Source organism: Nocardiopsis sp. CNZ308, from assembly GCF_004217075.1.
Map to the genome: position 1 here is coordinate 439,769 of NZ_SHKJ01000001.1, position 23,700 is coordinate 463,468.

Annotated in this window: 21 protein-coding genes and 1 tRNA gene; 6 read left to right on the forward strand and 16 right to left on the reverse strand. The window is 69.5% G+C overall.

The window, feature by feature from the left end; translation table 11 throughout:
• The first annotated feature begins 350 nt into the window (after positions 1-350).
• Together EV372_RS01875 and EV372_RS01880 are read left to right on the forward strand one after the other, a co-directional pair.
• On the forward strand, positions 351-1,397 hold the full coding sequence (locus EV372_RS01875) for a C40 family peptidase (RefSeq protein ID WP_130394591.1): 1,047 nt from the start codon (positions 351-353) through the stop codon (positions 1,395-1,397).
• A gap of 132 nt (positions 1,398-1,529) precedes the next feature.
• On the forward strand, positions 1,530-2,684 hold the full coding sequence (locus tag EV372_RS01880) for a glycosyltransferase family 4 protein (RefSeq protein WP_130394592.1): 1,155 nt from the start codon (positions 1,530-1,532) through the stop codon (positions 2,682-2,684).
• On the opposite strand, the gene EV372_RS01885 is transcribed toward EV372_RS01880, so the two are convergent.
• From EV372_RS01885 to ctaC, 4 genes are all read right to left on the reverse strand, one after another.
• Positions 2,681-3,979, reverse strand: coding sequence for a L,D-transpeptidase (locus EV372_RS01885; protein WP_130394593.1), 1,299 nt, complete (start codon positions 3,977-3,979; stop codon positions 2,681-2,683). The genes EV372_RS01880 and EV372_RS01885 overlap by 4 nt on opposite strands.
• 294 nt (positions 3,980-4,273) lie before the next feature.
• The gene (locus tag EV372_RS01890) at positions 4,274-4,699 is read right to left on the reverse strand and encodes a cytochrome c oxidase subunit 4 (RefSeq protein ID WP_013154164.1); all 426 of its coding nucleotides are present in this window, start codon (positions 4,697-4,699) and stop codon (positions 4,274-4,276) included.
• A 6-nt stretch (positions 4,700-4,705) separates the two neighbouring features.
• Positions 4,706-6,382, reverse strand: a complete 1,677-nt coding sequence (ctaD, locus tag EV372_RS01895; protein ID WP_130394594.1) for an aa3-type cytochrome oxidase subunit I — start codon at positions 6,380-6,382, stop codon at positions 4,706-4,708.
• Complete coding sequence (ctaC, locus tag EV372_RS01900) at positions 6,379-7,440, reverse strand: aa3-type cytochrome oxidase subunit II (RefSeq protein ID WP_436894845.1); 1,062 nt, start codon at positions 7,438-7,440, stop codon at positions 6,379-6,381. The genes ctaD and ctaC overlap by 4 nt, the downstream gene beginning before the upstream one ends.
• Before the next feature lie 372 nt (positions 7,441-7,812).
• On the opposite strand from ctaC, the gene EV372_RS01905 reads away from it, so the two are divergent.
• A complete protein-coding gene (locus EV372_RS01905) occupies positions 7,813-8,061 on the forward strand; it encodes a sulfurtransferase TusA family protein (protein ID WP_019610950.1) in 249 nt (82 codons plus the stop codon).
• 257 nt (positions 8,062-8,318) lie between these two features.
• Here EV372_RS01905 and rpsD read toward each other — a convergent pair whose 3' ends face one another.
• The 8 genes from rpsD to EV372_RS01945 all read right to left on the reverse strand — a co-directional run bounded on the left by rpsD (position 8,319) and on the right by EV372_RS01945 (position 16,575).
• Positions 8,319-8,930 (reverse strand): 30S ribosomal protein S4, encoded by a 612-nt coding sequence (rpsD, locus tag EV372_RS01910; RefSeq protein ID WP_047872013.1) that lies wholly within the window; start codon positions 8,928-8,930, stop codon positions 8,319-8,321.
• Between the two features lie 332 nt (positions 8,931-9,262).
• Positions 9,263-10,234 (reverse strand): carbohydrate kinase family protein, encoded by a 972-nt coding sequence (locus tag EV372_RS01915; protein ID WP_130394595.1) that lies wholly within the window; start codon positions 10,232-10,234, stop codon positions 9,263-9,265.
• A gap of 351 nt (positions 10,235-10,585) precedes the next feature.
• Positions 10,586-10,933 carry a HesB/IscA family protein gene (locus EV372_RS01920; RefSeq protein WP_013154170.1) on the reverse strand — a complete coding sequence of 116 codons (348 nt, stop codon included), beginning with the start codon at positions 10,931-10,933 and terminating at the stop codon, positions 10,586-10,588.
• A 381-nt stretch (positions 10,934-11,314) separates the two neighbouring features.
• Positions 11,315-12,184 (reverse strand): ABC transporter ATP-binding protein, encoded by an 870-nt coding sequence (locus tag EV372_RS01925; RefSeq protein WP_130394596.1) that lies wholly within the window; start codon positions 12,182-12,184, stop codon positions 11,315-11,317.
• The gene (locus EV372_RS01930; protein ID WP_071622464.1) at positions 12,177-13,061 is read right to left on the reverse strand and encodes an ABC transporter ATP-binding protein; all 885 of its coding nucleotides are present in this window, start codon (positions 13,059-13,061) and stop codon (positions 12,177-12,179) included. Before EV372_RS01930 ends, EV372_RS01925 begins: the two co-directional genes overlap by 8 nt.
• Complete coding sequence (locus tag EV372_RS01935; RefSeq protein ID WP_130394597.1) at positions 13,051-14,040, reverse strand: branched-chain amino acid ABC transporter permease; 990 nt, start codon at positions 14,038-14,040, stop codon at positions 13,051-13,053. Before EV372_RS01935 ends, EV372_RS01930 begins: the two co-directional genes overlap by 11 nt.
• Before the next feature lie 11 nt (positions 14,041-14,051).
• Entirely contained in the window at positions 14,052-15,608 is a 1,557-nt protein-coding gene (locus tag EV372_RS01940; protein WP_165435951.1) for a branched-chain amino acid ABC transporter permease, read from the reverse strand.
• Positions 15,609-16,011: 403 nt separating this feature from the next.
• Entirely contained in the window at positions 16,012-16,575 is a 564-nt protein-coding gene (locus tag EV372_RS01945; protein WP_197044480.1) for an ANTAR domain-containing response regulator, read from the reverse strand.
• 143 nt (positions 16,576-16,718) lie between these two features.
• On the opposite strand from EV372_RS01945, the gene EV372_RS01950 reads away from it, so the two are divergent.
• The 3 genes from EV372_RS01950 to EV372_RS01960 all read left to right on the forward strand — a co-directional run bounded on the left by EV372_RS01950 (position 16,719) and on the right by EV372_RS01960 (position 18,916).
• A tRNA-Leu gene (locus EV372_RS01950) sits at positions 16,719-16,802 on the forward strand.
• Positions 16,803-16,922: 120 nt separating this feature from the next.
• Positions 16,923-17,717, forward strand: a complete 795-nt coding sequence (locus EV372_RS01955; RefSeq protein ID WP_130394599.1) for a transcriptional regulator — start codon at positions 16,923-16,925, stop codon at positions 17,715-17,717.
• A gap of 209 nt (positions 17,718-17,926) precedes the next feature.
• Positions 17,927-18,916, forward strand: coding sequence for a DUF1266 domain-containing protein (locus EV372_RS01960; RefSeq protein WP_130394600.1), 990 nt, complete (start codon positions 17,927-17,929; stop codon positions 18,914-18,916).
• Positions 18,917-19,040: 124 nt separating this feature from the next.
• On the opposite strand, the gene pyk is transcribed toward EV372_RS01960, so the two are convergent.
• The 4 genes from pyk to EV372_RS01980 form a co-directional block, all read right to left on the reverse strand.
• On the reverse strand, positions 19,041-20,474 hold the full coding sequence (gene pyk, locus EV372_RS01965) for a pyruvate kinase (protein ID WP_130394601.1): 1,434 nt from the start codon (positions 20,472-20,474) through the stop codon (positions 19,041-19,043).
• A gap of 215 nt (positions 20,475-20,689) precedes the next feature.
• Complete coding sequence (locus tag EV372_RS01970) at positions 20,690-21,589, reverse strand: prenyltransferase (protein WP_130398708.1); 900 nt, start codon at positions 21,587-21,589, stop codon at positions 20,690-20,692.
• Between the two features lie 74 nt (positions 21,590-21,663).
• Positions 21,664-22,047 (reverse strand): DUF2784 domain-containing protein, encoded by a 384-nt coding sequence (locus tag EV372_RS01975; protein ID WP_130394602.1) that lies wholly within the window; start codon positions 22,045-22,047, stop codon positions 21,664-21,666.
• Positions 22,048-22,237: 190 nt separating this feature from the next.
• A complete protein-coding gene (locus EV372_RS01980; RefSeq protein ID WP_130394603.1) occupies positions 22,238-23,692 on the reverse strand; it encodes a glutamate synthase subunit beta in 1,455 nt (484 codons plus the stop codon).
• Positions 23,693-23,700: the final 8 nt, after the last annotated feature.

Here is a 23,700-nt window from a genome sequence, read left to right on the forward strand (position 1 = left end):
GACACGGGAACCATCCTCGGAGCACGCAGGGCCGTCACCCGCCGGGTGACGGCCCTGCGCCGTTTAACGGACAACAGCCCGGTTTTCGGACACGCGGCGCCAACCGGTGGAACATCACGAAAAGGTTGAGAGCGACCCGGCGGATGCACTAGTGTTCATCGCCGAGCGCGGTTGCCACCTCATTCACCGCCCCCTGGCGGTGACGGCCGCGCCCCGGTCGGGCCGACCCCACCCCGCGGGTCACGGCCTCCCGCACCCTCCGGCCCCGCCCGGAAGGCCCCCAGCCCCCGCCCGGCACATCCCCCGACCCTTCCCCACGGCATTGGGACAAGGGGAGAAAGGTCTACCACGTGTTGGCATCCCGTCGCGTCCGCAGGCGCCGCACCGCGGCCCTCGCCTCCCTGACCGCAGCCGCCCTGCTGCTGCCCACCGCGGTGGCCCACGCCGATCCGACCGCCGAGGAGGTCCGCGAGGAGATCGAGGCCCTCGAAGAGGAGTACATCGAGCTCAACGCGGCCTACAACGAGGCCAAGGAGACGCACGAGGCCGCCCAGGAGGAGCTGGAGGGCATCCTGGAGGAGGTCGAGGCCGCCGAGGAGAAGGTCGCCGAACTCGGCCTGGGCGCCCGCCAGCTCGCCAGCTCCACCTACACCGGCGTCGACTTCACCTCCTTCCACCACCTGCTCAGCTCCACCGGCCCCGAGGACGCCCTGGCCCACCAGGCCGACCTGGACTACCTGTCGACCCAGAACGACGGCAACCTCGCGCAGTACGTCACCGAGCTGGAGAACCTGGAGGTCCTGGAGGCCGAGGCCAGCGCGACCGAGGAGGAGGCCGCCGAGGCCCTCAAGGAGGCCGAGGAGGCCACCGAGGCCGCCGAGGAGGCCATCGAGGAGCAGGAGGGGCTTCTCTCGGAGCTGACCGCGGAGGAGCAGGCGGCGGCCACCCAGAACGTCGGCCAGACCGGCGGCGGGAGCAGCGCAGGCGGAGGCGGAGGCGGCGGCGGGGGCGGCAGCTACACCGGCCCCGCCACGGGCAGCGCCGCCACGGCACTGAACTTCGCCTACGCCCAGGTCGGCAAGCCCTACGTCTGGGGCGGCACCGGACCCGGCGGCTACGACTGCTCCGGCCTGACCCAGGCCGCCTGGGCCGCCGCCGGCGTCAGCCTGCCCCGCACCACCTACCAGCAGGTCAACGCGGGCCAGCGGGTCTCCTGGGAGAACAAGCAGCCCGGCGACCTGCTCTTCTTCTACCCCGGCGGCAGCGGCCCCGAGCACGTGGGCCTGTACGCGGGCGACAACGTCATGGTGCACGCCTCCACCTCGGCCCGCCCCATCGGCACGGTCACCCTGAACGACTACTACCGCGCCAACTTCGTCACCGCCGTCCGCCCCTGACCGGCGCACGGCTCCCGGTGCCCCGCGACGCACGGCGTCGCGGGGCACCGCCGTCTCCGGGCCCGCCGCGCGCCGCGGCCGGACCCGCGTGGAACACCCCCCGCCAGCCCCGCCGCGCCTAGACTCGCCCCTGTGCCACGAACTCTGATCATCACCAACGACTTCCCGCCCAAGGCCGGCGGCATCGAGGCCTTCGTCCACGAGATGGCCCTGCGCCGCCCCCGCGGATCGGTCGTGGTCTACTGCTCCTCCCCCGCCCGGGCCGACGCCGCCGCCGACCCGCACTTCGACCTGCGCCAGCCCTTCCCCGTCGTGCGCGACGCCGCCCGCGTCCTGCTGCCCACGCCCCGGGTGGCACGGCGGGCACGCGCCATCGCCGACCTGGAGGGCTGCGACACGGTGCTCTACGGCGCCGCGGCACCGCTGGGGCTGCTCGCCGCCGGACTCGGCGAGGGCACCCCCGTCAAGCGCCAGGTGGCCATCAGCCACGGCCACGAGACCTGGTGGGCCACCATGCCCGGATCCCGCGGGGCGCTGCGCCGCATCGGCGACACCACCGACACCGTCACCTACCTGGGCGAGTACACCCGGCGCCACCTGGCCCGGGCCCTGTCCCCCGACGCGGCCGCCCGCATGCGCCAGCTGACGCCCGGCGTGGACACCGAGGCCTTCCGACCCGGCGTCGGCGGCGAGGAGGTCCGCGCGCGTCTGGGCCTGGGCGACCGCCCCGTGGTGCTGTGCGTGTCCCGGCTCGTGCCGCGCAAGGGGCAGGACACCCTGATCCGCGCCTGGCCCCGCGTCCTGGCCGACGTGCCCGACGCGGTCCTGCTCGTCGTCGGCGACGGCCCCCACCGCCGGAGCCTGCTCTCGGCCGCGCGCGGAACGGAGTCGGTGGTCTTCACCGGCTCGGTCCCCCACCGGGACCTGCCGCCCTACTACGACGCCGCCGACGTGTTCGCCATGCCCTGCCGCAGCCGCAAGGGCGGCCTGGAGGCCGAGGGTCTGGGCATCGTCTACCTGGAGGCCTCGGCCTGCGGCCTGCCCGTGGTCGCGGGCGACTCCGGGGGCGCGCCCGCCACGGTCCGGGACGGCGAGACCGGCCTGGTCGTGGACGGATCCCTGCCCGGCCCCTCCGCGCGCGCCCTCATCGGCCTGCTGAAGGACCCCGAGCGCGCCGCCCAGATGGGCGCACGCGGCCGCGCGTGGGTGAGCCGTGAGTGGACCTGGGAGCACACCGCCAGGCGCCTGGACGCCCTCCTGGAGGGCTCCCCGGACCTGCCCGCCTAGTTGCCCTCGCCGTGCACGGAACCGGGGGTGCCCGACCCGTCGGTCACCTGCGGCTCACCGGTGGCGCTGTGGGACAGCCACTCCTCCCAGGACCGCTGCCAAAAACCCCAGCCGTTGTCCCACTCCAGCTCCCGGTCGGTCCCGGTGGTCTCCAGGACGTCGCCCATCAGGGAGTTCTCGTAGAACCAGCGGGCGTCCTCCACCGACATGTTCGTGCAGCCGTTGGAGGTGTTGGCCGACCCGATCCGGTCGTTCCAGGGGGCGGCGTGGGCGAACTCGCCGCTGTTGGAGGTGCGCACCGCCCAGTCCACGTCGAGCTTGTAGTAGTCGGGCGAGTCCTCGGGGATGCCCAGGGTGGCCGCGTCCATGACCAGGGACTCGTACTTCTCCATGGTCAGGTGCGTCCCCGAGGTGGTGGTGTTGAAGCGCTTGGAGGCCTCGCCGTTGCTCACGGGGATGGTGCGCGCGGGCTCGCCGTCGATCTCCACCAGCATCTCGTGGTCGGGCACGTGCATGGTCGAGACCATCTCGCGGCCGACCTCGAACTCCAGGCGGTGGTTCCCGATCCCGTAGACGCCCTCGGAGGCCTCCACCCCCGACAGGCGCAGGTCCACGCTGACCTGCTGGTGGGGCTCCCAGTACTCGCGGGGGCGAAACACCGCGGTCGTGTCTCCGACCCAGTTCCAGGCGCCCTCCACCTCCTGCTCGGAGGTCACCTCCATGGAGTTCTCCACCTGGGCCTTGTTGGTCACCGGCAGGTCGAAGTTGACGATGACCGGCATGCCCACGCCGACGGTGTCGCCGGAGGTGGGGAAGTTCGAGGCCAGTTCGAGGCGCTGGCCGGGCACGGCCTCCTTCGTGGAGAACTCCACGACCGTCTCGGAGGCCTCACCGGCGTCGTCCTCGGCGGTGGCGCGGACGGTGACCGTCGAACCCGGGTCCAGGTTCCAGTCGCTCACCCACCGGGTGCCGTCCTCGCTCAGGGTGCCGGTGAACTCCCACCGCTCGGCGTCCCCGGCCGCTCCGGCGTCCTCGCCCTCCTCCGCGGAGGGGGCCTGCTCGACGCGGACGTCGGTGAGCGAGCCCTCCTCCACCGACACCCGCACCGGGGTGTCGGGGGCGACGGAGGAGGCCCCCTCCTCGGGGGTGACGCTGATCCGCGGCCCGGTCGGGACCTCCTCGCTGGGAGCCGCCGCGGGCTCCTGCCGGGCGGGACCGGTGCAGGCCGTCGCGGCGAGCGCGACCGCGACGGCGGCCGCCGCCAGACCGCGGGGTGTGCGGGCTCGTCCCTTCACGCCAAGGACCTCCAGCGTCCGTTGCGACGGGACCTCGGCGCGCGGGGCGCACCCGTGTCCGCGGTGCCCTGTCAGGTCAAGTGCAGGAAAACCCTACCCTGGCGAAGGGTCACGACACCGGGTGCCCGGGTGGGAGTGCGCGAGGTCATGACGCCGGCACCCGGGCGGCAGCGCCGACGGCCGCGTCACACCGGGTCCGCGTCCCGGGCCGTGGAGACGAAGACGGCCGGACGCGTCCCCTGGACGCGTCCGGCCGTCGGGCTGGGGCCGCCGCGCGGTGCGGCGGCCGTCCCCCTAGTGCTGGAACTCGTTGCGGTAGTACTCGAAGATCCAACCGATGGCGGTGAGGATGATGGCGAAGGCGCCGATGAACACCATCCACCAGCCGATCGCCACGCCCACCGCGGTGAACGCCACCGCCAGCGCCACCCACAGCGGCCACGCGCTGTGCGGGCTGAAGAAGCCGTACTCGCCGGAGTTCTCGGAGATCTCCCCGTCCAGCCGCTCCTCCGCGGGAAGCCCGTGGAAGTGCTCGCTGCGGCGGGCCGCCTGCCAGAGCCAGAAGCCGATCATCCAACCGAAGCCGATGGAGACCACCAGGGCGGTGGTGCCCGTCCACTCGATCGTGCCGGTGTCCTGCCAGGACCAGTACACGTACAGCGCGGCGGCCAGACCGAAGAAGGTCGAGACGCCCATGAACAGATAGGCCTGCGTCTTCATTGCGCCCTACTCCTTCGTGGCGCCCACCGGGACGGCGCCCGGGGCGGCGGCGTGCGGGTGGTTCAGGTCGAACGCGGGACGCTCGGAACGGATCCGCGGCAGCGACGTGAAGTTGTGCCGCGGCGGCGGGCAGGACGTGGCCCACTCCAGCGAGCAGCCGTAGCCCCACGGGTCGTCCACGGTGACCAGCGGCGCCTTCTTGGAGGTGACGTACATGTTCCAGAAGAAGATCAGCGTCGAGGCCGCCAGCACGAACGAGGAGACCGAGGAGATCTGGTTGAGCTCGGTGAAGCCGTCACTGGGCAGGTAGTCGGCGTAGCGGCGCGGGAAGCCGGCGGCGCCCAGCCAGTGCTGCACCAGGAACGTGCCGTGGAAGCCCAGGAAGAGCAGCCAGAAGTGGAACTTGCCCAGCTTCTCGTTGAGCATCTTGCCGGTGAACTTGGGCCACCAGAAGTAGAAGCCCGCGAACATCGCGAAGACCACCGTGCCGAACACCACGTAGTGGAAGTGGGCCACCACGAAGTAGGAGTCGGTGACGTGGAAGTCGATCGGCGGGGAGGCCAGCAGCACACCGGTCAGACCGCCGAACAGGAAGGTCACCAGGAAGCCGATGACGAACAGCATCGGCGTCTCGAAGGTGATCTGGCCCCGCCACATCGTGCCGATCCAGTTGAAGAACTTCACGCCGGTCGGGACCGCGATGAGGAAGCTCATGAACGAGAAGAACGGCAGCAGCACCGCGCCGGTCGGGAACATGTGGTGGGCCCACACGGTGACCGACAGGCCGGTGATGGCGATGGTCGCCGCGACCAGGCTCTTGTAGCCGAAGATCGGCTTGCGGCTGAACACCGGGATGATCTCGGTCACGATGCCGAAGAACGGCAGCGCGATGATGTACACCTCGGGGTGGCCGAAGAACCAGAACAGGTGCTGCCACAGGATGGCGCCGCCGTGCTCGGCGTTGAACACCTGGGTGCCGACCATGCGGTCCGCGCCCAGCGCGATCAGGGCCGCGGTCAGGACCGGGAACGCGATGAGCACCAGCACGCTGGTGAGCAGGGTGTTCCAGGTGAAGATCGGCATGCGGAACATCGTCATACCGGGCGCGCGCATGCACAGGCCGGTGGTGATGAAGTTGACCGCGCCCAAGATGGTGCCCAGACCCGAGACCACCAGGCCCAGGATCCACAGGTCACCGCCCAGACCCGGCGAACGCACCGCGTCCGACAGCGGCGTGTAGGCGAACCAGCCGAAGCTGGCCGCGCCGCCCGGGGTCAGGAACCCGCTGATGGCGATGAGGCTGCCGAACAGGAACAGGTAGTAGCTGAACAGGTTCATCCTCGGGAACGCCACGTCGGGCGAACCGATCTGCAACGGCATGATCACGTTCGAGAACCCGACGAACAGCGGGGTCGCGAACATCAGCAGCATGATCGTGCCGTGCATGGTGAACAGCTGGTTGAACTGCTCGTTGGACATCGCCTGCATGCCCGGGAAGAACAGCTCGACGCGCATGAGCACCGCGAGCAGACCACCGAAGAGGAAGAACACGAAGGAGGTGATCAGGTACATGTACCCGATGACCTTGTGGTCGGTGGACGTCATCCATTTGACGATCATCGACCCCTTGCGCGACGGTGCCTGACCGCCCGCGAGAGTGGGGCTTGGCGTGGTGGTGCTCATGACTGCTCATTCTCCTCGGCGTCGGACGCGCCGGAACCGGTGTCCTGCTCGTCGGTACCGGAGCCCTCGGCCTCGGAGCCGCCGCTGCCGGTGCCCTCCTCGTCGGTGCCGGCGCCCTCGGCGCCCGCACCCTCGGCACCGGAGCCCTCACCGGAGTCCGGCGTGTCGCCGGTGTCGGCGGCCTCCAGCTCGGCCTCCTCGGCGGCCTGCTGCTGCTCGGCGGCCCAGGCGTCGTACTCGTCCTGGGGCAGGACCTGGACGTTGAAGAGCATGCGGGCGTGGTCCACACCGCACAGCTCGGCGCAGCGGCCGACGTACTCGCCCGCGGTGCCCTCGTTGATGTCGGCCTGGAAGGCGTTGTCCCGACCGGGGATGACGTCCATCTTGAAACCGAACTCGGGGATCCAGAACGAGTGGATGACGTCCGGCGAGTGCAGGTCGAAGTGGACGGTCGCGCCCTCGGGCAGCACCAGGGTCGTCTGGGTGGAGGGGTCGGCGGTGCCGTCCGGGTTGGGGATACCCGTCTCGGAGAAGAGCACCTCCCCGCCGTTCTCCTTCTTGTCGTCGAGGTAGTTGAACTGCCAGGCCCATTGGAAGGCCACGACCTCGATGTTGACGTCCGCCGGCTCGTCGGTGTCGAGCAGGATCGCCTGGTCCCGGGCGGTGAAGAAGAACAGCACCGAGATGATGACGATCGGCAGCACGGTGTAGAGCGCTTCGATGGGCATGTTGTACCGCACCTGCGGCGGCAACTGCTCAGAGCGCTTGCGGTGGAAGATGACCGACCAGACGATCAGCCCCCACACGAGAATGCCGACCGCGAAAGCCGCCACCCAGGAGCCCTGCCAGAGCGAGAGAACACGCTCGGCCTGGTTGGTGATCGGCTCCGGCATGCCCAAACGAGTGAGATCGTTCGACGCGCAGCCGGTCGCGGCCAGCCCCAGCACGGCGAGCGCGGCGCCGCGTGGTGCCCATCGGCGCAGGTTGCGGCGCCGATTCTCTTGGCGGGTCGGACTCACGGATTGCCTTCCCAGCGGTGTAGCCCGTGGAACCTCCACGGGCGGCCTAAGTATCCAAAGCTTTTCAGGGGGAAACATTATCGCGAACCGCCCAGCGCCCAGTTCAGGGGCTTGCCTGGTCAGCGTGTTGCCGACCTCCCTGAGCGGAGCTGGCGGCGGTACGTGGAGCCGGGCCCGTTCGCCCGCGGAGGATGACCCTCCCGGCTGGCTACGGAGCGCGGCCCGGCGTTCCCCCGGGCCCTCCTCCCCGATCGCGACCCTTCCGCCTCTCGGGGGCGGCGTGGACGTTTCACGGGGGAGAGAACAAGGTGAGCGTATCGCTGGATTTACGACGCCCTTAACCGGGTTCGCCTTAGGGGCGGGACCAGGTCAGGATGGTCACCACCAGACGACGACACACGGGGGTTTTCCGTGCCCGAGTACCCGCCCCGGCCTCCCCTGGTCACCGTGGAGGCGGTGGGCCGCAAGTGCCCCATCCCGATCATCATGCTCGCCGCCAGGCTGCACGAGGTGCCCATAGGCGCGGTCATCGCGGTCACCGCGGACGACCCCGCCGCCAGCGCGGACATCCCCGCCTGGTGCCGGATGAAGATGCACGAGTTCGTCGCGGAGCAGCCCCTGGCGCGGGGCAGCGCGTTCCACATCCGGCGCATGTACTGACCCGCGCCCGGGGGCGGGGCGGGGAGCGGGGCTGGGCAGGGGGTCAAGAGGAGGACCGAAAACCCGCGCCACACGGCCCGGGAGTTCCGGTTCCGGTGCGATAACGATTCGCGCCCCGCCGAATCCTCGGCGTGGCGCGCTTCACACCACCCCGGACACAGCGAGGCCGCGCGGACCGAGTCCGCGCGGCCTGACCTGCCGCTCCGCGTCGGCCGCCCCCGGGGAGGAGACGGCCGCGCACACGCCGAGGCGGGTGACTAGCGGGCGTAGAACTCCACGACCAGCTGCTCGTCGAAGGGCACCGGGATCTGCTCGCGCTTGGGGCGGTCGACGACCGCGACGCGCAGGTCCTTGTGGCTCACGGCGAGGAATCCGGCGATCTTGTCGTCGGCGTGGACGCCCTCGGCGGCCTCGACGAACGGCACCATGCTGCGGGACTTCTCCCGAACACTGATGATCTGACCCGGCTTGACCTGGTACGACGGGATGTCGACCTTCTTGCCGTCCACGGTGATGTGACCGTGGTTGACGAACTGACGCGCGGCGTAGATCGAGGCGGCCAGACCGGCGCGCAGCACGACCGTGGCCAGACGCAGCTCCAGCTCGGCGAGCATCTCCTCACCGGTGCGCCCCGTGCGCTTCTTCGCGCTCTCGTAGACGCGCAGCATCTGCTTCTCGGTCAGGTCGTAGTACCAGCGCACCTTCTGCTTCTCCGCCTGGCGGACCGCGTAGTCGCTGCTGTTGCGGCGGACGCGGCGGCCGTGCTCACCGGGCGGGTAGGGACGCTTCTCGAAGTAGCTGACCGCCTTACGGGTCAGCGGGGTGCCGGCGCGCCGGGACAACCGCACCTTCGGTCCGGTGTAGCGCATGCAATGTCCTTTCCGGATGAATCCGGGGAATCCCAGGTAAGGCTGGCCTAGATCTGGGAGGCGCTCAACGCGCCCGAGCCCGCGCGGGCGCGCCGGAGCGCGCACAGCGGGACAGGTTCCCCACCGTCGCGGCGACCCGGCGCGGACGGTTTGGGCTGGGTAACCGGCACGCGTTTCAGCGCACCGGCGGGCACGGGGCTCCCCGTGCGGGACACCGGCTCCCAGGGAGCGGCGGCCGTGCGGGGCGCGGCCCGGTCCGGCAGGCGGACACGGGTCGTGCGGGTCGCGGCTACCCACTCTACGGGCTCGCAGGCACCACCCCGACCCGTCGGCTACACGAACGGCGCGACCTCGGCCGAGACCTCGGCGCCGTAGGACTCCTCCAGACGCGCCAGGAGCGAGGCCCCGGTCAGGGTGTACTCCTGCGGCCCGTCCGCCTCCAGGCAGTGCACCGCGGTCGCGTTGCCCACCTGCGCGGCCCGCTCCAGCGGCAGCCCCCACGAGTGCGCGGCCAGGAAACCCGCGCGGAACGCGTCCCCCATACCCGTGGGGTCCACCAGATCCCTCACCACCGCGGCCGGGACGTGCACGCTCGGCTCGCCCGCCCGGTCGATACGCGCCCCCTTGGCGCCCAGCGTGGTGACACGGGTACCCACCCGCTCCAGGACGTCGGCGTCGGACCAGCCCGTCTTCTGCTCGGCCAGCGCCTTCTCGTACTCGTTCGTGAACAGGAAGGCCGCGCCCTCGATCAGGCCCCGCACCTCGGGCCCCTCCATGCGCGCCAGCTGCTGGGAGGGGTCGGCGGCGAAGGCGATACCGCGGGTGCGGCACTCCTCGCTGTGACGCACCATCGCGGCCGGGTCGTCCGCCCCGACCAGCACCAGGTCCAGCCCGCCCAGGCGGTCCGCGATCGGCTGGAGCTCGATGTTGCGGGCCTCGGCCATGGCCCCGGCGTAGAAGGACGCGATCTGGTTCTGGTCCCGGTCCGTGGTGCAGATGAACCGGGCGGTGTGGCGCAGCTCGGAGATGTAGACCGCGGAGGTGTCCACACCGTGGCGGTCCAGCCAGGCGCGGTAGTCCTCGAAGTCGGCCCCGGCCGCACCCACCAGCACCGGGTTGAGGCCGAACCCGCCCATGCCGAAGCAGATGTTGGCCGCGACACCGCCGCGCCGCACGTCCAGCTCGTCGATCAGGAAGGACAGCGACAACTGCTGGATCTGGTCGGGGATGATCTGTTCCGCGAAGCGACCCTCGAAGGACATCAGATGGTCGGTGGCGATGGATCCGGCAACCGCGATACGCACGGGACGAAGGCTCCTTGGTCGGGAGGTGTCGGTCTGCTGACCGGACGGGGCTGCGGGCATGGGAGAGGACGTGCCCGGTTCGGACTGCCCCAGGTTAGTGCAGTGCGCCCGCGGCGTAGAGAACGCCCGCTCGCTCCCGCCCCCGTCCCGCACGCGGAGAACCCCGCGCACGGCAAAAAGGGGGAGGGCGGCACGAACCGCCCTCCCCCCGAAAAACCCTGTCCCCGCCGACCGCGACCCCGGGGCCCGACCCGCCCGACGACCGCTCCCGGGACGCCTCACGCCCCCGACCGCGACCACCGGACGGCTTCGGGCCCACCGGCCCCACAGCCCCCAGCGGGACGACGCCCCCTAGTTGAAGGAGTCACCGCAGGCGCAGGAACCGGTGGCGTTGGGGTTGTCGATGGTGAAACCCTGCTTCTCGATGGTGTCGACGAAGTCGATCGTGGCGCCGATCAGGTAGGGGGAGCTCATCCGGTCGGTGACCACCTCCACACCGCCGAAGTCGCTGACCACGTCGCCGTCGAGCTCGCGCTCGTCGAAGTAGAGCTGGTAACGCAGCCCCGAGCAACCACCGGGCTGAACGGCCACGCGAAGACGCAGGTCGTCCCGCCCCTCCTGCTCAAGGAGCGCCCTGACCTTGCTGGACGCCTCGTCGGTGAGGATGATGCCCTCGGTGGTCTCGCTCTGAACCGTCATGCTGGAAAGCTCCTCTGGAAAGGGGTAGCGGCTGGCCGGCGACCCCCTTGGTCGCGTCTGGACCGGCCCGCCGCGGCGGGTCCCGTCCTCTTCAACGGTTCTCAACGCCCGACACCGGCACCGCATTCCTCGCGCACCGGCCGACACGGGCGTGACAGCGCCGCTGTGTTCTCCCCCGCCCCCGACCCGCACTGCGGGCGGGGCCGCGGACGGGCACGGACGTGCCCGTCCTCCCAGGGTAATTTGTCCCGCCCCGGGACGCCATCTCCCCGCCGGGCCTGTGCACGAAGCCACCCGGCCACCGCGACACGCGCCGCCCCCGCCGCACACAACAGGGAGGGGCGGAGCCCGCCACGGACCCCGCCCCTCCCCCACGGCGACTCAGCCCTTGGCCAGCGTCCCCAGGTACAGCTCGATCACGTTGGGATCGTTCAACAGGTCCGCACCCGTACCGGTGTAGGCGTTGCGCCCCTGGTCCAGCACATAGCCGCGGTCACAGATCTGCAGGCAACGACGCGCGTTCTGCTCCACCATGATCACCGACACACCCGTCCGGTTGACCTCCTTGACCCGCTGGAAGACCTCCTCCTGGTAGATCGGCGACAGGCCCGCGGTCGGCTCGTCCAACAACAGCACCGACGGCTCCATCATCAGCGCACGCCCCATGGCCACCATCTGGCGCTCACCACCCGACAAGGACCCCGCCTTGGCCTTGCGCCGATCCGCCAGCAGCGGGAACAGCTCCGCCACCGCCGCGAACCGCTTCGTGAACGTCCGCGGCCGCAGGAACGCCCCCATCTGGAGGTTCTCCTCGATGGTCAGCGACGGGAACACGTTCTGCGTCTGCGGAACGTAACCCACCCCCCGCTCCACCAGACTGTGCGCCGGCAGACCCGCGATGTCGGCCCCCCGCAGCGTCAGAGCGCCCTCACGCACCGGGATCAGCCCGAACACCGTCTTGATCAGCGTGGACTTACCCGCCCCGTTCGGGCCGATGATCGCCACGACCTCGCCCTCGGACAGCGTCAGGGTGCACCCGTTGAGGATGTTCACCCCCGGCACGTACCCCGCCACCAGCTCCCTGGCCAACAACAGGTAGTCCTCCGGACCACCCACCGGCGCCGCCTCACCGGCCTGCTCCAACACCTCCTCACGGTGCTCCTGCACCGCGGCGGCCTCCTCGGCCTCCACCGGGACCTCGTCCGAAACCTTCGCCACCTTCTCCGGACTCGGCTTCGCGCTCTCAGTCATCACCACTCCCCGGGGCCTCGGCCGTCTCCTCCTGGGCACCCAGGTAGGCGTCGATCACCTGCTGGTTGGACCGGATGTCCGAAGGACGGCCCTCCGCGATCACCTGGCCCTGGGCGAGCACCACGATCCAGTCGCTGATACCCATGATCACGTCCATGTCGTGCTCCACGAAGAGCACCGTCTTGCCCTCGTCGCGCAACGACGTGATGTGCCCCAGCAACGACTGCACCAGCGCCGGGTTCACCCCCGCCATCGGCTCGTCCAGCATGATCATGGTCGGATCGGTCATCAGCGAACGCGCCATCTCCAACAGCTTGCGCTGACCGCCCGAGAGCGAACCCGCCATGTCGTCGCGCTTGTCGATGAGCTTGAACCGCTCCAACAGATCCAGCGCGCGACGCGTGTTCTCCCTCTCCTGCCTCCGCCACACCGGCCGCAGGAACGCACCCGCCATCCGCTCACCGAACTGGCCCGGCGCGCCCAACAGCATGTTGTCCAACACCGTCATCCGGGTCAGCGCCTTGGTCAGCTGGAAGGTCCGCACCATCCCCGCACGCGCCACCTGGTGGCCGCGCCTGCCGTTGATCGGCTTGCCCTGGAAGGTCCAACGCCCCCCGTCCACCCGGTCGAAACCGGTCAACAGGTTGAACAGCGTCGACTTACCCGCACCGTTCGGACCGATCAACGCCGTGATCGTCCCCCGCTGCACCTCCAGGTGACCCACGTCCACCGCGGTCAGACCGCCGAAGGAACGGCGCACACCGTCCGCCACCAGGATCGGATCCGGCTTCGCCGAACCCGGCACAGGCTCCGCACCGGCCACACGGTCGACCCCGACCCCGGACCCGACGCCGCCGCCCACCTTGTCACTTGACATTGATCAGCATCTCCTTGCGGTCGCCGATGAGACCCTGCGGCCGGAAGACGATCAGCAACACCAGCAACAGGCCCACGAAGGCCAGCTGGATCGCACCGTAGTCCGGACCGTCCAGGAACGGCAGCCACCCCATCGAGCCGAAACCCTGGAGCACACCGTCGGTGAAGTTCATCAGGAACCAGAACACCATCGCGCCCAGCACCGGACCGAACACCCGACCGGCACCACCCAGCAGCAGGATCACCCACAGGAAGAACGTCACCTGCGGCTTGAACTGGTCCGGCTGGATCGACGCCTGGTACACGGCCAGCATGCACCCCGCCAGGGCACCCACCAGACCGCCCAGGACCAGCGCCTGCATCTTGTACGCGAACACGTTCTTGCCCAGACTGCGGACCGCGTCCTCGTCCTCCCTGATGCCCTTGATGACACGTCCCCACGGACTGTGCATCAGCACCCACGTCAACCCGGCCATCAACAGCACCAGGCCCCACGTCACCACCAGAACCCACAGGTGGTTGCCGTTGTAGGACAACGCCCCGAAACCGTAACGCTCACCCCCGTCGAACGGGTTGATCGCACGGAAGTCCGACGCCAGGTTCTGCAACCCGTACACACCACCGGTCAGCGGCTCGGCGAAACCCGCCCGGTACACCAGACGGATCACCTCCGCCGCCGCGATCGTCGTGATCGACAGGTAGTCCGCACGCAACCGCAGCGTCGGAATGCCCAACAACAGGGCCATCACGAACGCGCACAACAGACCGACACCGAAACCCACCACCAACGGCAGGTCGAACACCGCCACACTGATGCCCACGCCGTAGGCGCCCACCAGCATGAAACCCACCTGGCCGAAGTTCAACAGCCCGGTGTAACCGAAGTGGAAGTTGAGGCCGATCGCCGCGAGCGCGTAGATCGCCGCGATCGGGCCGAGCGCCGACCGGGTGGACTCGGCGAGGATCGAAAGGATATCCATCGTCTTCTCTCCTAGCCGACCCGCTCACGCCGACCGAGCAGACCCTGGGGCCTGACCAGCAGCATGAGGATCATCAGCGCCAGAGCCCATGCCTGCATGAGCTGGGACGGGAACCACAGGGTGGACAACATCGCCACCAGACCGACCGCCAGGCCGCCGACCATCGCACCGTAGGCCGTGCCGAGACCGCCGAGGATCACCGCGGCGAACATCATCAGCAGCAGACGGAAGCCCATCTCGTACTCCACCACCTGGTTGAGCCCGTAGAGCACACCGCCCAGAGCGGCCAGACCGCCACCGAGCCCCCACACGTACAGCGTGACCCGGTCCACGTCGATACCCGACGACTCCGCCAGGTCCCGGTTGTCCGACACCGCGCGCATCGCCTTGCCGATCCGGGTGAACTGCAACAGACAGGCCACCCCCACCAGCACCACGACCGCCACCGCCATGACCACCAGGTCACGCGGCGGCATCGACACCGGCCCCAGACGCACCATCTCCTGGAGCTGGAAACCCGCGTAACGCTCCCGGCCCGCCCCGAAGAGCACCAGGATCACGTGCCGCACCACCAGCGCCAGACCGATCGAGACGATGAACATCTGGATCATCGCCACGTTGCGGTGCCGCAGCGGACGCCAGATGTAGCGCTCCATCGACCCGCCCAGCACCGCGCCCATCAGCACCGCGACCACCGCGGCCAACCACAGCGGCACGCTCCAACCGACCGCGTCCCCCATCACGCCCAGGACCGTCGCCAGCGCGATACCCGCGAGGATCGACGACCACTGCGCGATGATCAGCACCGTCCGCGACAGCCTGGCCTCCAGGAAGGCGCCGATCAGGACCGCCGCGCCCAACCCCAGGAAGAGCGCCAGCAGCGCGTTGCCCATACCCGCGGCACCCGTGCTGAAGAGCAGCGCGATCATCGCACCGAAGGTCACCAGGTCACCGTGGGCGAAGTTGATCAGCTTCGTGGTGCCGAAGATCAGCGAGAGCCCGATCGCCGAGACCGCGATGACCAGGCCGAACAGCAGACCCGCCGCGGTGAGCTGGAGCACCCGGTCCCCGAAGGAGCCACCGGAGCCGGTGTCGGGCGCCAACGACTCCTCGTCGGCCGCCTCCCCGCCGGAGGAGCCCTCGGTCTCCTCCTGCGAGGGCGAGGCCGACTCCTCCTCGGCCGCGCCCGCCGCCTCCAGGGCGACGATCAACGGCCGCCGGTCGTCCGCCTCGACCTCCACCTCGGTCTCTCCGTCGACGAAGAGGGCCTCGATCACCGCGAACTCCCCGGGGACGGACTCCTGGTCCACCACCACGCGGTAGGTGCCCGGTCCGGGCAGGCCCACTTCCCACATTCCTTCAGAGTCGGTCTCCGCCGCCCCGACCTCGTCCTCGCCGTCGTAGACCGTGATCACGATGCCTTCGACACCCTGGTCCCGGTTCTCCGGATTGAGGATCCGACCGTGCAGCGCTTCACCGCCCTGTTCGTCTGCCGTCGCCGCTGGCCCCGGGATCACCAGGATGGCGGTGATCAGGGCGAGCAACACGGTCACAAGACGTGTGCGCACGCGCGCTCCTTGCGCATCTGAGGGTGGCGGTGGCGAATGCGCGCACGCGCCACCGCTGTCCTTTGCTGTTCGGTGCGGTGAGTTTAGCCCGATTTAGGCAAGTTGTTCAGATGCGCTAATGCCACGTGACCCAACCGTCACCCCATCGTGCGCAAACGAGACCAAACCGGTACACCTGGCGCATTGACCCTGAACATCTGTCTCGTTTCTGCCGCGTTAAGTGCCTGAAATGCATACTTTCTCCGCACCCGGCGTACCGGAGTGATCACAGGAACCGGGGGCAGAGGACCGCGCGCGGGGACGACGAAGGGGGCCGCACCCGGTCGGGTGCGGCCCCCTTCGCTCAGACCGGTTCAGCCCGGCTGGCGCGGACGCGTAAGCGCCGCTTACGGGCGGCGGCTCGCTACTTGCCGCCGAGGGTCTCCACGACCGTCTCGGCGACCCTGCGCATGGTCAGCCGCCGGTCCATCGAGTTCTTCTGGATCCAGCGGAACGCCTCGGGCTCGCTCATCCCGTGGCGGCTCTGGAGCAGGCCCTTGGCCTGTTCGACCAGCTTGCGGGTCTCCAGCCGCTCCTGGAGGCTGGAGACCTCCGACTCCAGCGCCGACAGCTCCGCGTAGCGCGAGGTGGCCATCTCGATGGCGGGCACGAGGTCGGCCTTGTTGAACGGCTTGACCAGGTAGGCCATGGCCCCGGCCTCGCGCGCCCTCTCGACCAGCTCCCTCTGGGAGAAGGCGGTCAGGATCACCACCGGGGCGATGCGCTCGGCGGCGATGCGCTCGGCGGCCGAGAGACCGTCGAGCACGGGCATCTTGATGTCGGTGATCACCAGATCGGGCTTGAGCTCCTGGGCAAGGCGGATCACGGTCTCACCGTCACCGGCCTCCCCCACGACGGCGTAGCCGTCCTCCTCAAGCATCTCCTTGAGGTCCAGGCGGATCAGGGCCTCGTCTTCCGCGATCACCACACGGCTCTGCGTCCTCGTCACGTACACGAGGTTACCGAGATCAGCTAGGATGCTGGACGTCGGGACGGGCATGCGCGTCAATCGTGACACCACTGTTGGCGGAGCACGCTGGCCGGACACCCGGAATCAAACCGGACAAACCAGCCGGAATGGCGAAATAGGTATACGCAGAGGTCTCAAACACCTCGGCTCGAAAGAGCGTGTGGGTTCGAGTCCCACTTCCGGCACCGACAGCATCACACGCACAGAGCCGCCCTCTCCGGGCGGCTCTCGTCATTTAGGGCACACCAACCCTCTGTAGTTAAGCCCTAAACGGGATGTCACAGGCGTGGGCAAGTATGCACGTCATGTACTCACACGACATCGTTGATGAAATACTCGCCGACACCTTCCGCATCAAGGATCAAGGCCTGATCTACCAAGCCACTACGGCTCAGCGCAACGTCTCGGTAGAGGCCACCAGCGGTCGGCTCCTTGCCAACCGACAAGCCTCCCGATCAAAAGACCGAAGCGCCTACTGCCCGGTCTGCGGCACGGGATCACCCGAACCGAAGGCCTACGCCTATCTCCTTGGGCTGTACCTGGGTGACGGCTACATCGGCGGCATACGGAACGGTGTCGACTACCTGTCGATCGTCTGTTGCGACGCATGGCCCGGTCTCAAGAGGGAGTGTGCCGCAGCCATACCCAAGGTCTTCCCTGTCGGCGTCTTTCACGTCCAGCGTCAGGGATGCACCGAGGTCAAGGCCACCTCGAAGCACTGGCGGTGCATCTTCCCCCAACATGGCAAGGGGTTGAAGCACTCCCGAAAGATAGCCCTGAAGCCCTGGCAGTCGGAGATCGTTGACGAGCACCCCGAAGAGTTCATCCGAGGGCTGTTCCACTCGGACGGCTGCCGTGTCTCCAACCGGGTGCGCAAGCGGGTCAAGGACCAGTGGAAGTACTACGAGTACCCGCGCTACTTCTTCTGCAACACCTCACGAGACATCGTCGACCTCCTGACCCACTCTCTCGGTCTCCTGGAGATCGCTTGGAGGAGCCGCGTGGCGCCGAAACCTCCGCACAAGGACGCCATCATCGTCTCCGTCGCACAGAAGGAGGCCGTGGCGCGCATGGACGCCTTCGTCGGACCCAAGTACTGAGGGACCGGACAGACGCGCCAGAACCTGCGTAACTACCCAGCCGGTACCGCCCCAAATAGGCCCTTTGTCACTTTATGCCGGGGCAACCTGGCGGAACCGGTCACATCACGGCCACAACCTGAGTACAACCCGTGGGTTCGGTCGCCTCCGCGGGCTCGCGTCCTTGATCCTGGAGGTCCAGAAGCGATTTCTCAGGAGAGGAGCAGCGGGTGCTGACCGCGGTGGCCGGGATCGTCGGCGCACTGGTTATCGGCGCCTGGGTGGTGGTGGCGTGGGGTTCCCAGCGCCGCCAGCCGTGGCTGCTGACCCCCGTCGCGCTGCTCATCGTCCTTCTCGTGGCCGTCGGCCAGCCGGGCTGGGCGTTCGTGCCCGTCGTGGCGCTGGTCGCCGGTTCCTTCGCCGAACTGGTGGTGGGCTCGCGCGAGTCCCCCACCCTGCGCACCAAGGACCCCGACGCGCCGTTGAGCACGGAGCGCTGGGCGGCGGCCGTGGCGGCGCCGTTCCGGGTGGCGCTGGCCGAGCCCTGGGACGTGGTGGCCCGGCCGTCGCTGCGCCGTCCCTACCAGCGGATGCTGGAGCGCCAGTGGGGGGTGACCGACCGCGAGTCGCTGCTGGAGGCGGTGGACGCCCTGTTGGAGGAGCTGCGCACGGGTCCGAAGCTGGACCTGGTGGTGGATCTGAGCGCGGGGGTGGCCAGGTCGCGTCTGCCGCGTGAGCGGGGCGGGCAGGTGACGGGCGCGCACGTGCGGCTGAGTGGGGAGCAGGTGGCGCGGTTGCGCGCGGTCACGGGGGTGGCCGAGGCGGACGAGACGGTGCTCATCGGCGCCTACCAGTGGTGGAAGTCGGTGCACGTGATCCGGTTGGTGTGCGGGGGCGCGTCGTTGGACTGGTTGAGTCCGGTGGAGACGCAGACGCTGTTGCGTCGGGTGGCCTCGGATCTCCAGCGGCGGTACGCGTCGTGGCAGCAGTTGTCGATGGCCTTCCACGCGGGTTACCTGTTGTGGCCGGAGAAGGGTGTGGAGGGCGACCACGGCGGGACGGACCGGGTGTGGGCGGCGCTGGGTCTGTTGACGGAGGACGAGCGCAGTCCGTGGAACCTGTTGCCGTGGGACATGCCGTTGGAGCGTGTGCTGCCCGAGGGCGGCGCGGCGGCGGGGCCGGAGTCGCGCGGGGACGTGCGCGGGGAGTCGGCGGCCTGAGGGCGCGGCGGCGGGGCCGCACCTGGTCCTGACCCGGTGGGCGGCGCGGCTCATACGCCGTGTCCTCCGGGCCGGACCTGATGCGGCACGTCGGGGGCGCCCGGTGTGGGGCGCCCGGGTGTTGCTACCGCGCCGCGAGGGCGACGGCGTCTCCGAGGCGGTGGACGCGCAGGGAGTTGGTGGAACCGGTGGTTCCGGGCGGGCTGCCGGCGACGATGACGACCTTGTCGCCCTTGTGGTAGTCGCCGAGTTGGAGGAGTTCGGCCTCCACCTGGCGGACCATGTCGTCGGTGTTGTCGACCCAGGGCACGAGGTTGCTCTCGACTCCCCAGGTGAGGGAGAGCACGCCGCGGGTGGTCTCCTCGGTGGTGAAGGCCATCAGCGGGATGGGTGAGCGGTAGCGGGCCAGGCGTCGGGCGGTCTCTCCGGACATGGTGAAGGCGACCAGTGCCTTGGCTCCGACGGTGGCGCCGATCTCGGCGGCGGCGCGGGCGATGGCTCCGCCGGTGGTCTCGGGTACCCGGTTGAGGATGTGCGAGGCGCGCAGGGATTCCTGCTCGGCGGCGCTGACGATGCGGGCCATGGTCTCGACGGTCTCGACGGGGTACTTGCCGACGCTGGTCTCTCCGGAGAGCATGACGGCGTCGGCGCCGTCGAGGACGGCGTTGGCGACGTCGGAGGCCTCGGCGCGGGTGGGCCGGGGTGATCCGATCATGGATTCGAGCATCTGGGTGGCGACGATGACCGGTTTGGCCTTGTCGCGGCAGCGTTCGACGGCGCGTTTTTGCACCATGGGGACGTTTTCGAGGGGGAGTTCGACGCCGAGGTCGCCGCGGGCGACCATGACTCCGTCGAAGACCTCGATGATGTCCTGGAGCCGTTCGACGGCCTGGGGTTTCTCGACCTTGGCGATGAGGGGGACGGTGATGCCCTCCTCGTCCATGATGCGGTGGCACTCCTCGGCGTCGGCGGGGCTGCGGACGAAGGAGAGGGCGACCATGTCGACGCCCTGTCGCAGGGCCCAGCGCAGGTCCGTCTCGTCCTTTTCGGTGAGTGCGGGGACGCTGACGGCGACGCCGGGGAGGTTGAGTCCCTTGTGGTTGGAGACGGTGCCGCCGACGATGACGCGGGTGTGGACGTCGGTGCTGGTGGTCTTGGTGCATTCCAGCGCGATGCGGCCGTCGTCGATGAGGACGCGGTCGCCGGGGCGTACGTCCGCGGGGAGTCCCTTGTAGGTGGTGGAGACGCGGTGGGCGTCTCCGGGGACGTCGTCGGTGGTGATGGTGAACTCGTCGCCGACGTTGAGGTCGACGGGGCCGTCGGCGAAGGTGCCGACGCGGATCTTGGGCCCTTGGAGGTCGGCGAGGACGCCGACTGCTCGTTGTGCGGCCTCAGCGGCGCCTCGCAGGTTGGCGAGGTTGGCGCTGTGGTCGTCGTGGGTTCCGTGGCTGAGGTTGAGTCGGGCGACGTCCAGTCCGGCTTCGACGAGCTTGCGGAGGACTTCCGGGCTCGAGGTGGCGGGACCGAGGGTCGCGACGATTTTTGCTCGACGTGTCACGCATAACACTCTAGAGCGTCTGGAGGATGGAGTGGTCTAAACCAGGTTGCGAATGGACGTATGTGGGGCTGCGGGAAGTCGAACTTCGGGCACCCTGGGTGAGGATTGGTGGCGTTGGGTGGTGCGGGGGTCTTGGCTGGCGGGGGGTGTGGGGTGTGGGGCCCGGCCTCGGCGGGCCCGGTGCGTGCCGGGGCCGGTGGGGCCGGGTGGGGGTGTCAGGTGTCACGGCGGCGGGGTGGGAGGAAGCCCTGGAGGCGGCCGTAGGCGCACAGGATGCGCAGGCGTTGGACGGTGCGCATGCCTTCGCGTTCGAGGGTGGCGGCGGTGTCCCAGTGCTGCCAGGTGGCGTCCCAGCCGCCGTCGGGCCGTTGGGTCTGTTCGAAGAAGTCGAGGTTGCGTCGGATCTCGGCGTCGGTGAACAGGGGTCGGGCGATGTGGTCGGGGTGGGTGGCGATGTCGAGTGCGGTGTGGGCGTGTCGGCGCGGGCTGGGTTTGGGGTCGGTGTCGATGACGGCGCGGATCATGGGGTGGAGTCGGCTGGTGGTGCGCAGGGCGCGGTCGCGGTCGGGGACGTGTTGGAGGAAGGTGCAGATGCCGATGGCCTGGTGGGGGTCGGTCCAGTGCAGGGCGTTGATGCGTTTCCAGCAGTAGGCGGTGGCGTTGTCGCGCCAGGTGTGGCTGATGTTGTGTTTGTGGAGGTATCCGGCGAGGAGTGCGGTGAGTCCGAGGTCGCTGGTGAAGTCGTGGTGCTGCTGCCACCAGGGGGCGGCTTCGGTGTGGCGGACGTTGGGTCGTACGCAGGGCAGGCCGCCGTCGGGGTTGGTGACGGTGGTGAGGTAGCGGCAGATGCCGGTGCCCAGGGTGGTGGGGATGGGGCCGAGGTCATCGAGGTAGCGCAGGGCGATCTCGGTGGCGGCGGGTTGGCTGGTGTGTCCGCGCAGGTCGGGGTCGAGTCCGTTGCCGTAGCCGCCGTCGAGGTTGCGGTAGGCGGAGAGTGCGGAGCGGACGGGTTCGGTGGGGCCGTTCTGGAAGAGGTGGGCGAAGCGGAGCCGGTCGATGAGCCGGGCGTTTCGCATGGTGAAGTGTTCTGCGGCGCGAAGGGAGTCCCAGGTCACAACGGTCATGTCTTCGACGGTACGTCCGTGTGCGGGGCGGGGAAATGGTTGGCGGGGCAATCCATTCGCGATCTTTACGCACGGTCCGGGGTGGTGTTGCGTGTGCGTCTTCGGGTGAGGATGAGGAGTCCTGCCCAGGAGGCGAGGACGGCGAGGGCGACGGTGAGCTGTGCGGTGAGCAGGTGCTCGGCGGGATAGACGATGCCGGTGAGGTAGTGGTCGATGAAGCCTTCGGGGGGCAGTCCTTGTTGTCCGGCGCGTCGGCGGGCCCAGTTCTCGACGTGGGTGAGGGGGCAGGGCCAGCCGATGAGGGTGATGGCGAGTCCGTAGAGGGCGCAGCCGAGGTGGATCCACAGGGTGCGGGGCCACTTCCAGGCGAGGAATCCGCCGAGGGCGAGGTAGGCGAGGAAGGCCAGGTGCACGACCATGGCGGTGTCGGCGATGAGCCGGTAGGTCATCGTCTGGCCTCCTGGGCGTGTGGCGGGTCCTCCTTGTCTCCAGTATCGGCGCCGTCTTGCGTCCGGGCCAGGGGGTGTGGGCGGCTGTGGACGGTTCTGGTGGGATCCCGGATGGCTCGTGGCGTGGGGGGACACGGCGACGCGCCGGGTGCGGAGGGTGTCCTCCGCGCCCGGCGCGTGTGGGTTCCGGTCAGACCAGCGGTCGCGCGGTCGGCGGGATGGTGACCGGCAGTGCGCTGTCGTCGGTGAGGTAGCGGTCGACTCCGGCGGCGGCGGAGCGGCCCTCGGCGATGGCCCAGACGATGAGCGACTGGCCGCGGCCCATGTCTCCGGCGCAGAAGACGCCGTCGACGGTGGTGCGGTAGTCGGCGTCGCGGACGACGTTGCCGCGTCCGTCGAGTTCGACGCCGAGCTGGTCGAGCAGGCCCTCCTTCTGGGGTCCGACGAAGCCCATGGCGAGCGTGACGAGTTCGGCGGGGATCTCGCGCTCGGTGCCCTCGACGGGTTCGAAGCCCTTGTCGGTGCGCTTGACCTCGACGAGCTTGAGGGCGCGGACCTGGCCGTTGTCGTCGCCGAGGAACTCGACGGTGTTGACGGAGTAGATCCGCTTGCCGCCCTCCTCGTGGGCGCTGGTGACCTTGTAGAGCATGGGCATGGTCGGCCAGGGCTGGTTGTCGGGCCGCGTGGCGGGCGGCTTGGGCATGATCTCCAGCTGGGTGACCGAGGCGGCGCCCTGGCGGTGGGCGGTGCCGACGCAGTCGGCGCCGGTGTCGCCGCCGCCGATGACGACGACGTGCTTGCCGCTGGCGCTGATGGCGGGCGTGTCGTAGTCGCCCTCCTGGACCCGGTTGGCCAGGGGCAGGTACTCCATGGCCTGGTGGATGCCGCCGAGTTCGCGGCCCTTGGCGGGCAGGTCGCGCCAGGCGGTGGCGCCGCCGCTGATGACGACGGCGTCGTGGTCGGCGCGCAGCTGGTCGGCGGTGATGTCGGTGCCGACGTCGACTCCGGCGCGGAAGGTGGTGCCCTCGGCGCTCATCTGGGCGAGGCGGCGGTCGATGTGCCGCTTCTCCATCTTGAACTCGGGGATGCCGTAGCGCAGGAGGCCGCCGATGCGGTCGGCGCGTTCGTAGACGGTGACGTCGTGTCCGGCGCGGGTGAGCTGCTGTGCGGCGGCGAGTCCGGCGGGGCCGGAGCCGACGACGGCGACCTTCTTGCCGGTGCGGGTGGTGGGGGGCAGGGGCTTGACCCAGCCCTCCTCCCACGCGCGGTCGATGATGGAGACCTCGACGTTCTTGATGGTGACGGCGGGCTGGTTGATGCCGAGCACGCACGCGGATTCGCACGGGGCGGGGCAGAGCCTGCCGGTGAACTCCGGGAAGTTGTTGGTGGCGTGCAGGCGTTCGATCGCCTCGGCCCAGTCGTGGGTGTGGACGAGGTGGTTCCACTCGGGGATGAGGTTGCCGAGGGGGCAGCCGTTGTGGCAGAAGGGGATGCCGCAGTCCATGCAGCGTGAGGCCTGCTTGGTGACGGTGCCCCGGTCGAAGTCCTCGTAGACCTCGCGCCAGTCCTGGATGCGCACGTCGACGGGTCGGTGCTCGGGGAGCTCTCGCTCGGTGGTCTTCAGGAAGCCCTTGGGGTCGGCCATGTGCCTTC

What these genes read in the sequence shown, in the direction of transcription:
- EV372_RS01890 (WP_013154164.1), bottom strand. Translation starts at nt 4,699, where the DNA reads ATGAAGACGCAGGCCTATCTGTTCATGGGCGTCTCGACCTTCTTCGGT.
- ctaD (WP_130394594.1), bottom strand. Translation starts at nt 6,382, where the DNA reads ATGAGCACCACCACGCCAAGCCCCACTCTCGCGGGCGGTCAGGCACCG.
- rpsD (WP_047872013.1), bottom strand. Translation starts at nt 8,930, where the DNA reads ATGCGCTACACCGGACCGAAGGTGCGGTTGTCCCGGCGCGCCGGCACC.
- EV372_RS01920 (WP_013154170.1), bottom strand. Translation starts at nt 10,933, where the DNA reads ATGACGGTTCAGAGCGAGACCACCGAGGGCATCATCCTCACCGACGAG.
- EV372_RS01925 (WP_130394596.1), bottom strand. Translation starts at nt 12,184, where the DNA reads ATGACTGAGAGCGCGAAGCCGAGTCCGGAGAAGGTGGCGAAGGTTTCG.
- EV372_RS01930 (WP_071622464.1), bottom strand. Translation starts at nt 13,061, where the DNA reads ATGTCAAGTGACAAGGTGGGCGGCGGCGTCGGGTCCGGGGTCGGGGTC.
- EV372_RS01935 (WP_130394597.1), bottom strand. Translation starts at nt 14,040, where the DNA reads ATGGATATCCTTTCGATCCTCGCCGAGTCCACCCGGTCGGCGCTCGGC.
- EV372_RS01955 (WP_130394599.1), top strand. Translation starts at nt 16,923, where the DNA reads ATGTACTCACACGACATCGTTGATGAAATACTCGCCGACACCTTCCGC.
- EV372_RS01975 (WP_130394602.1), bottom strand. Translation starts at nt 22,047, where the DNA reads ATGACCTACCGGCTCATCGCCGACACCGCCATGGTCGTGCACCTGGCC.
- EV372_RS01980 (WP_130394603.1), bottom strand. Translation starts at nt 23,692, where the DNA reads ATGGCCGACCCCAAGGGCTTCCTGAAGACCACCGAGCGAGAGCTCCCC.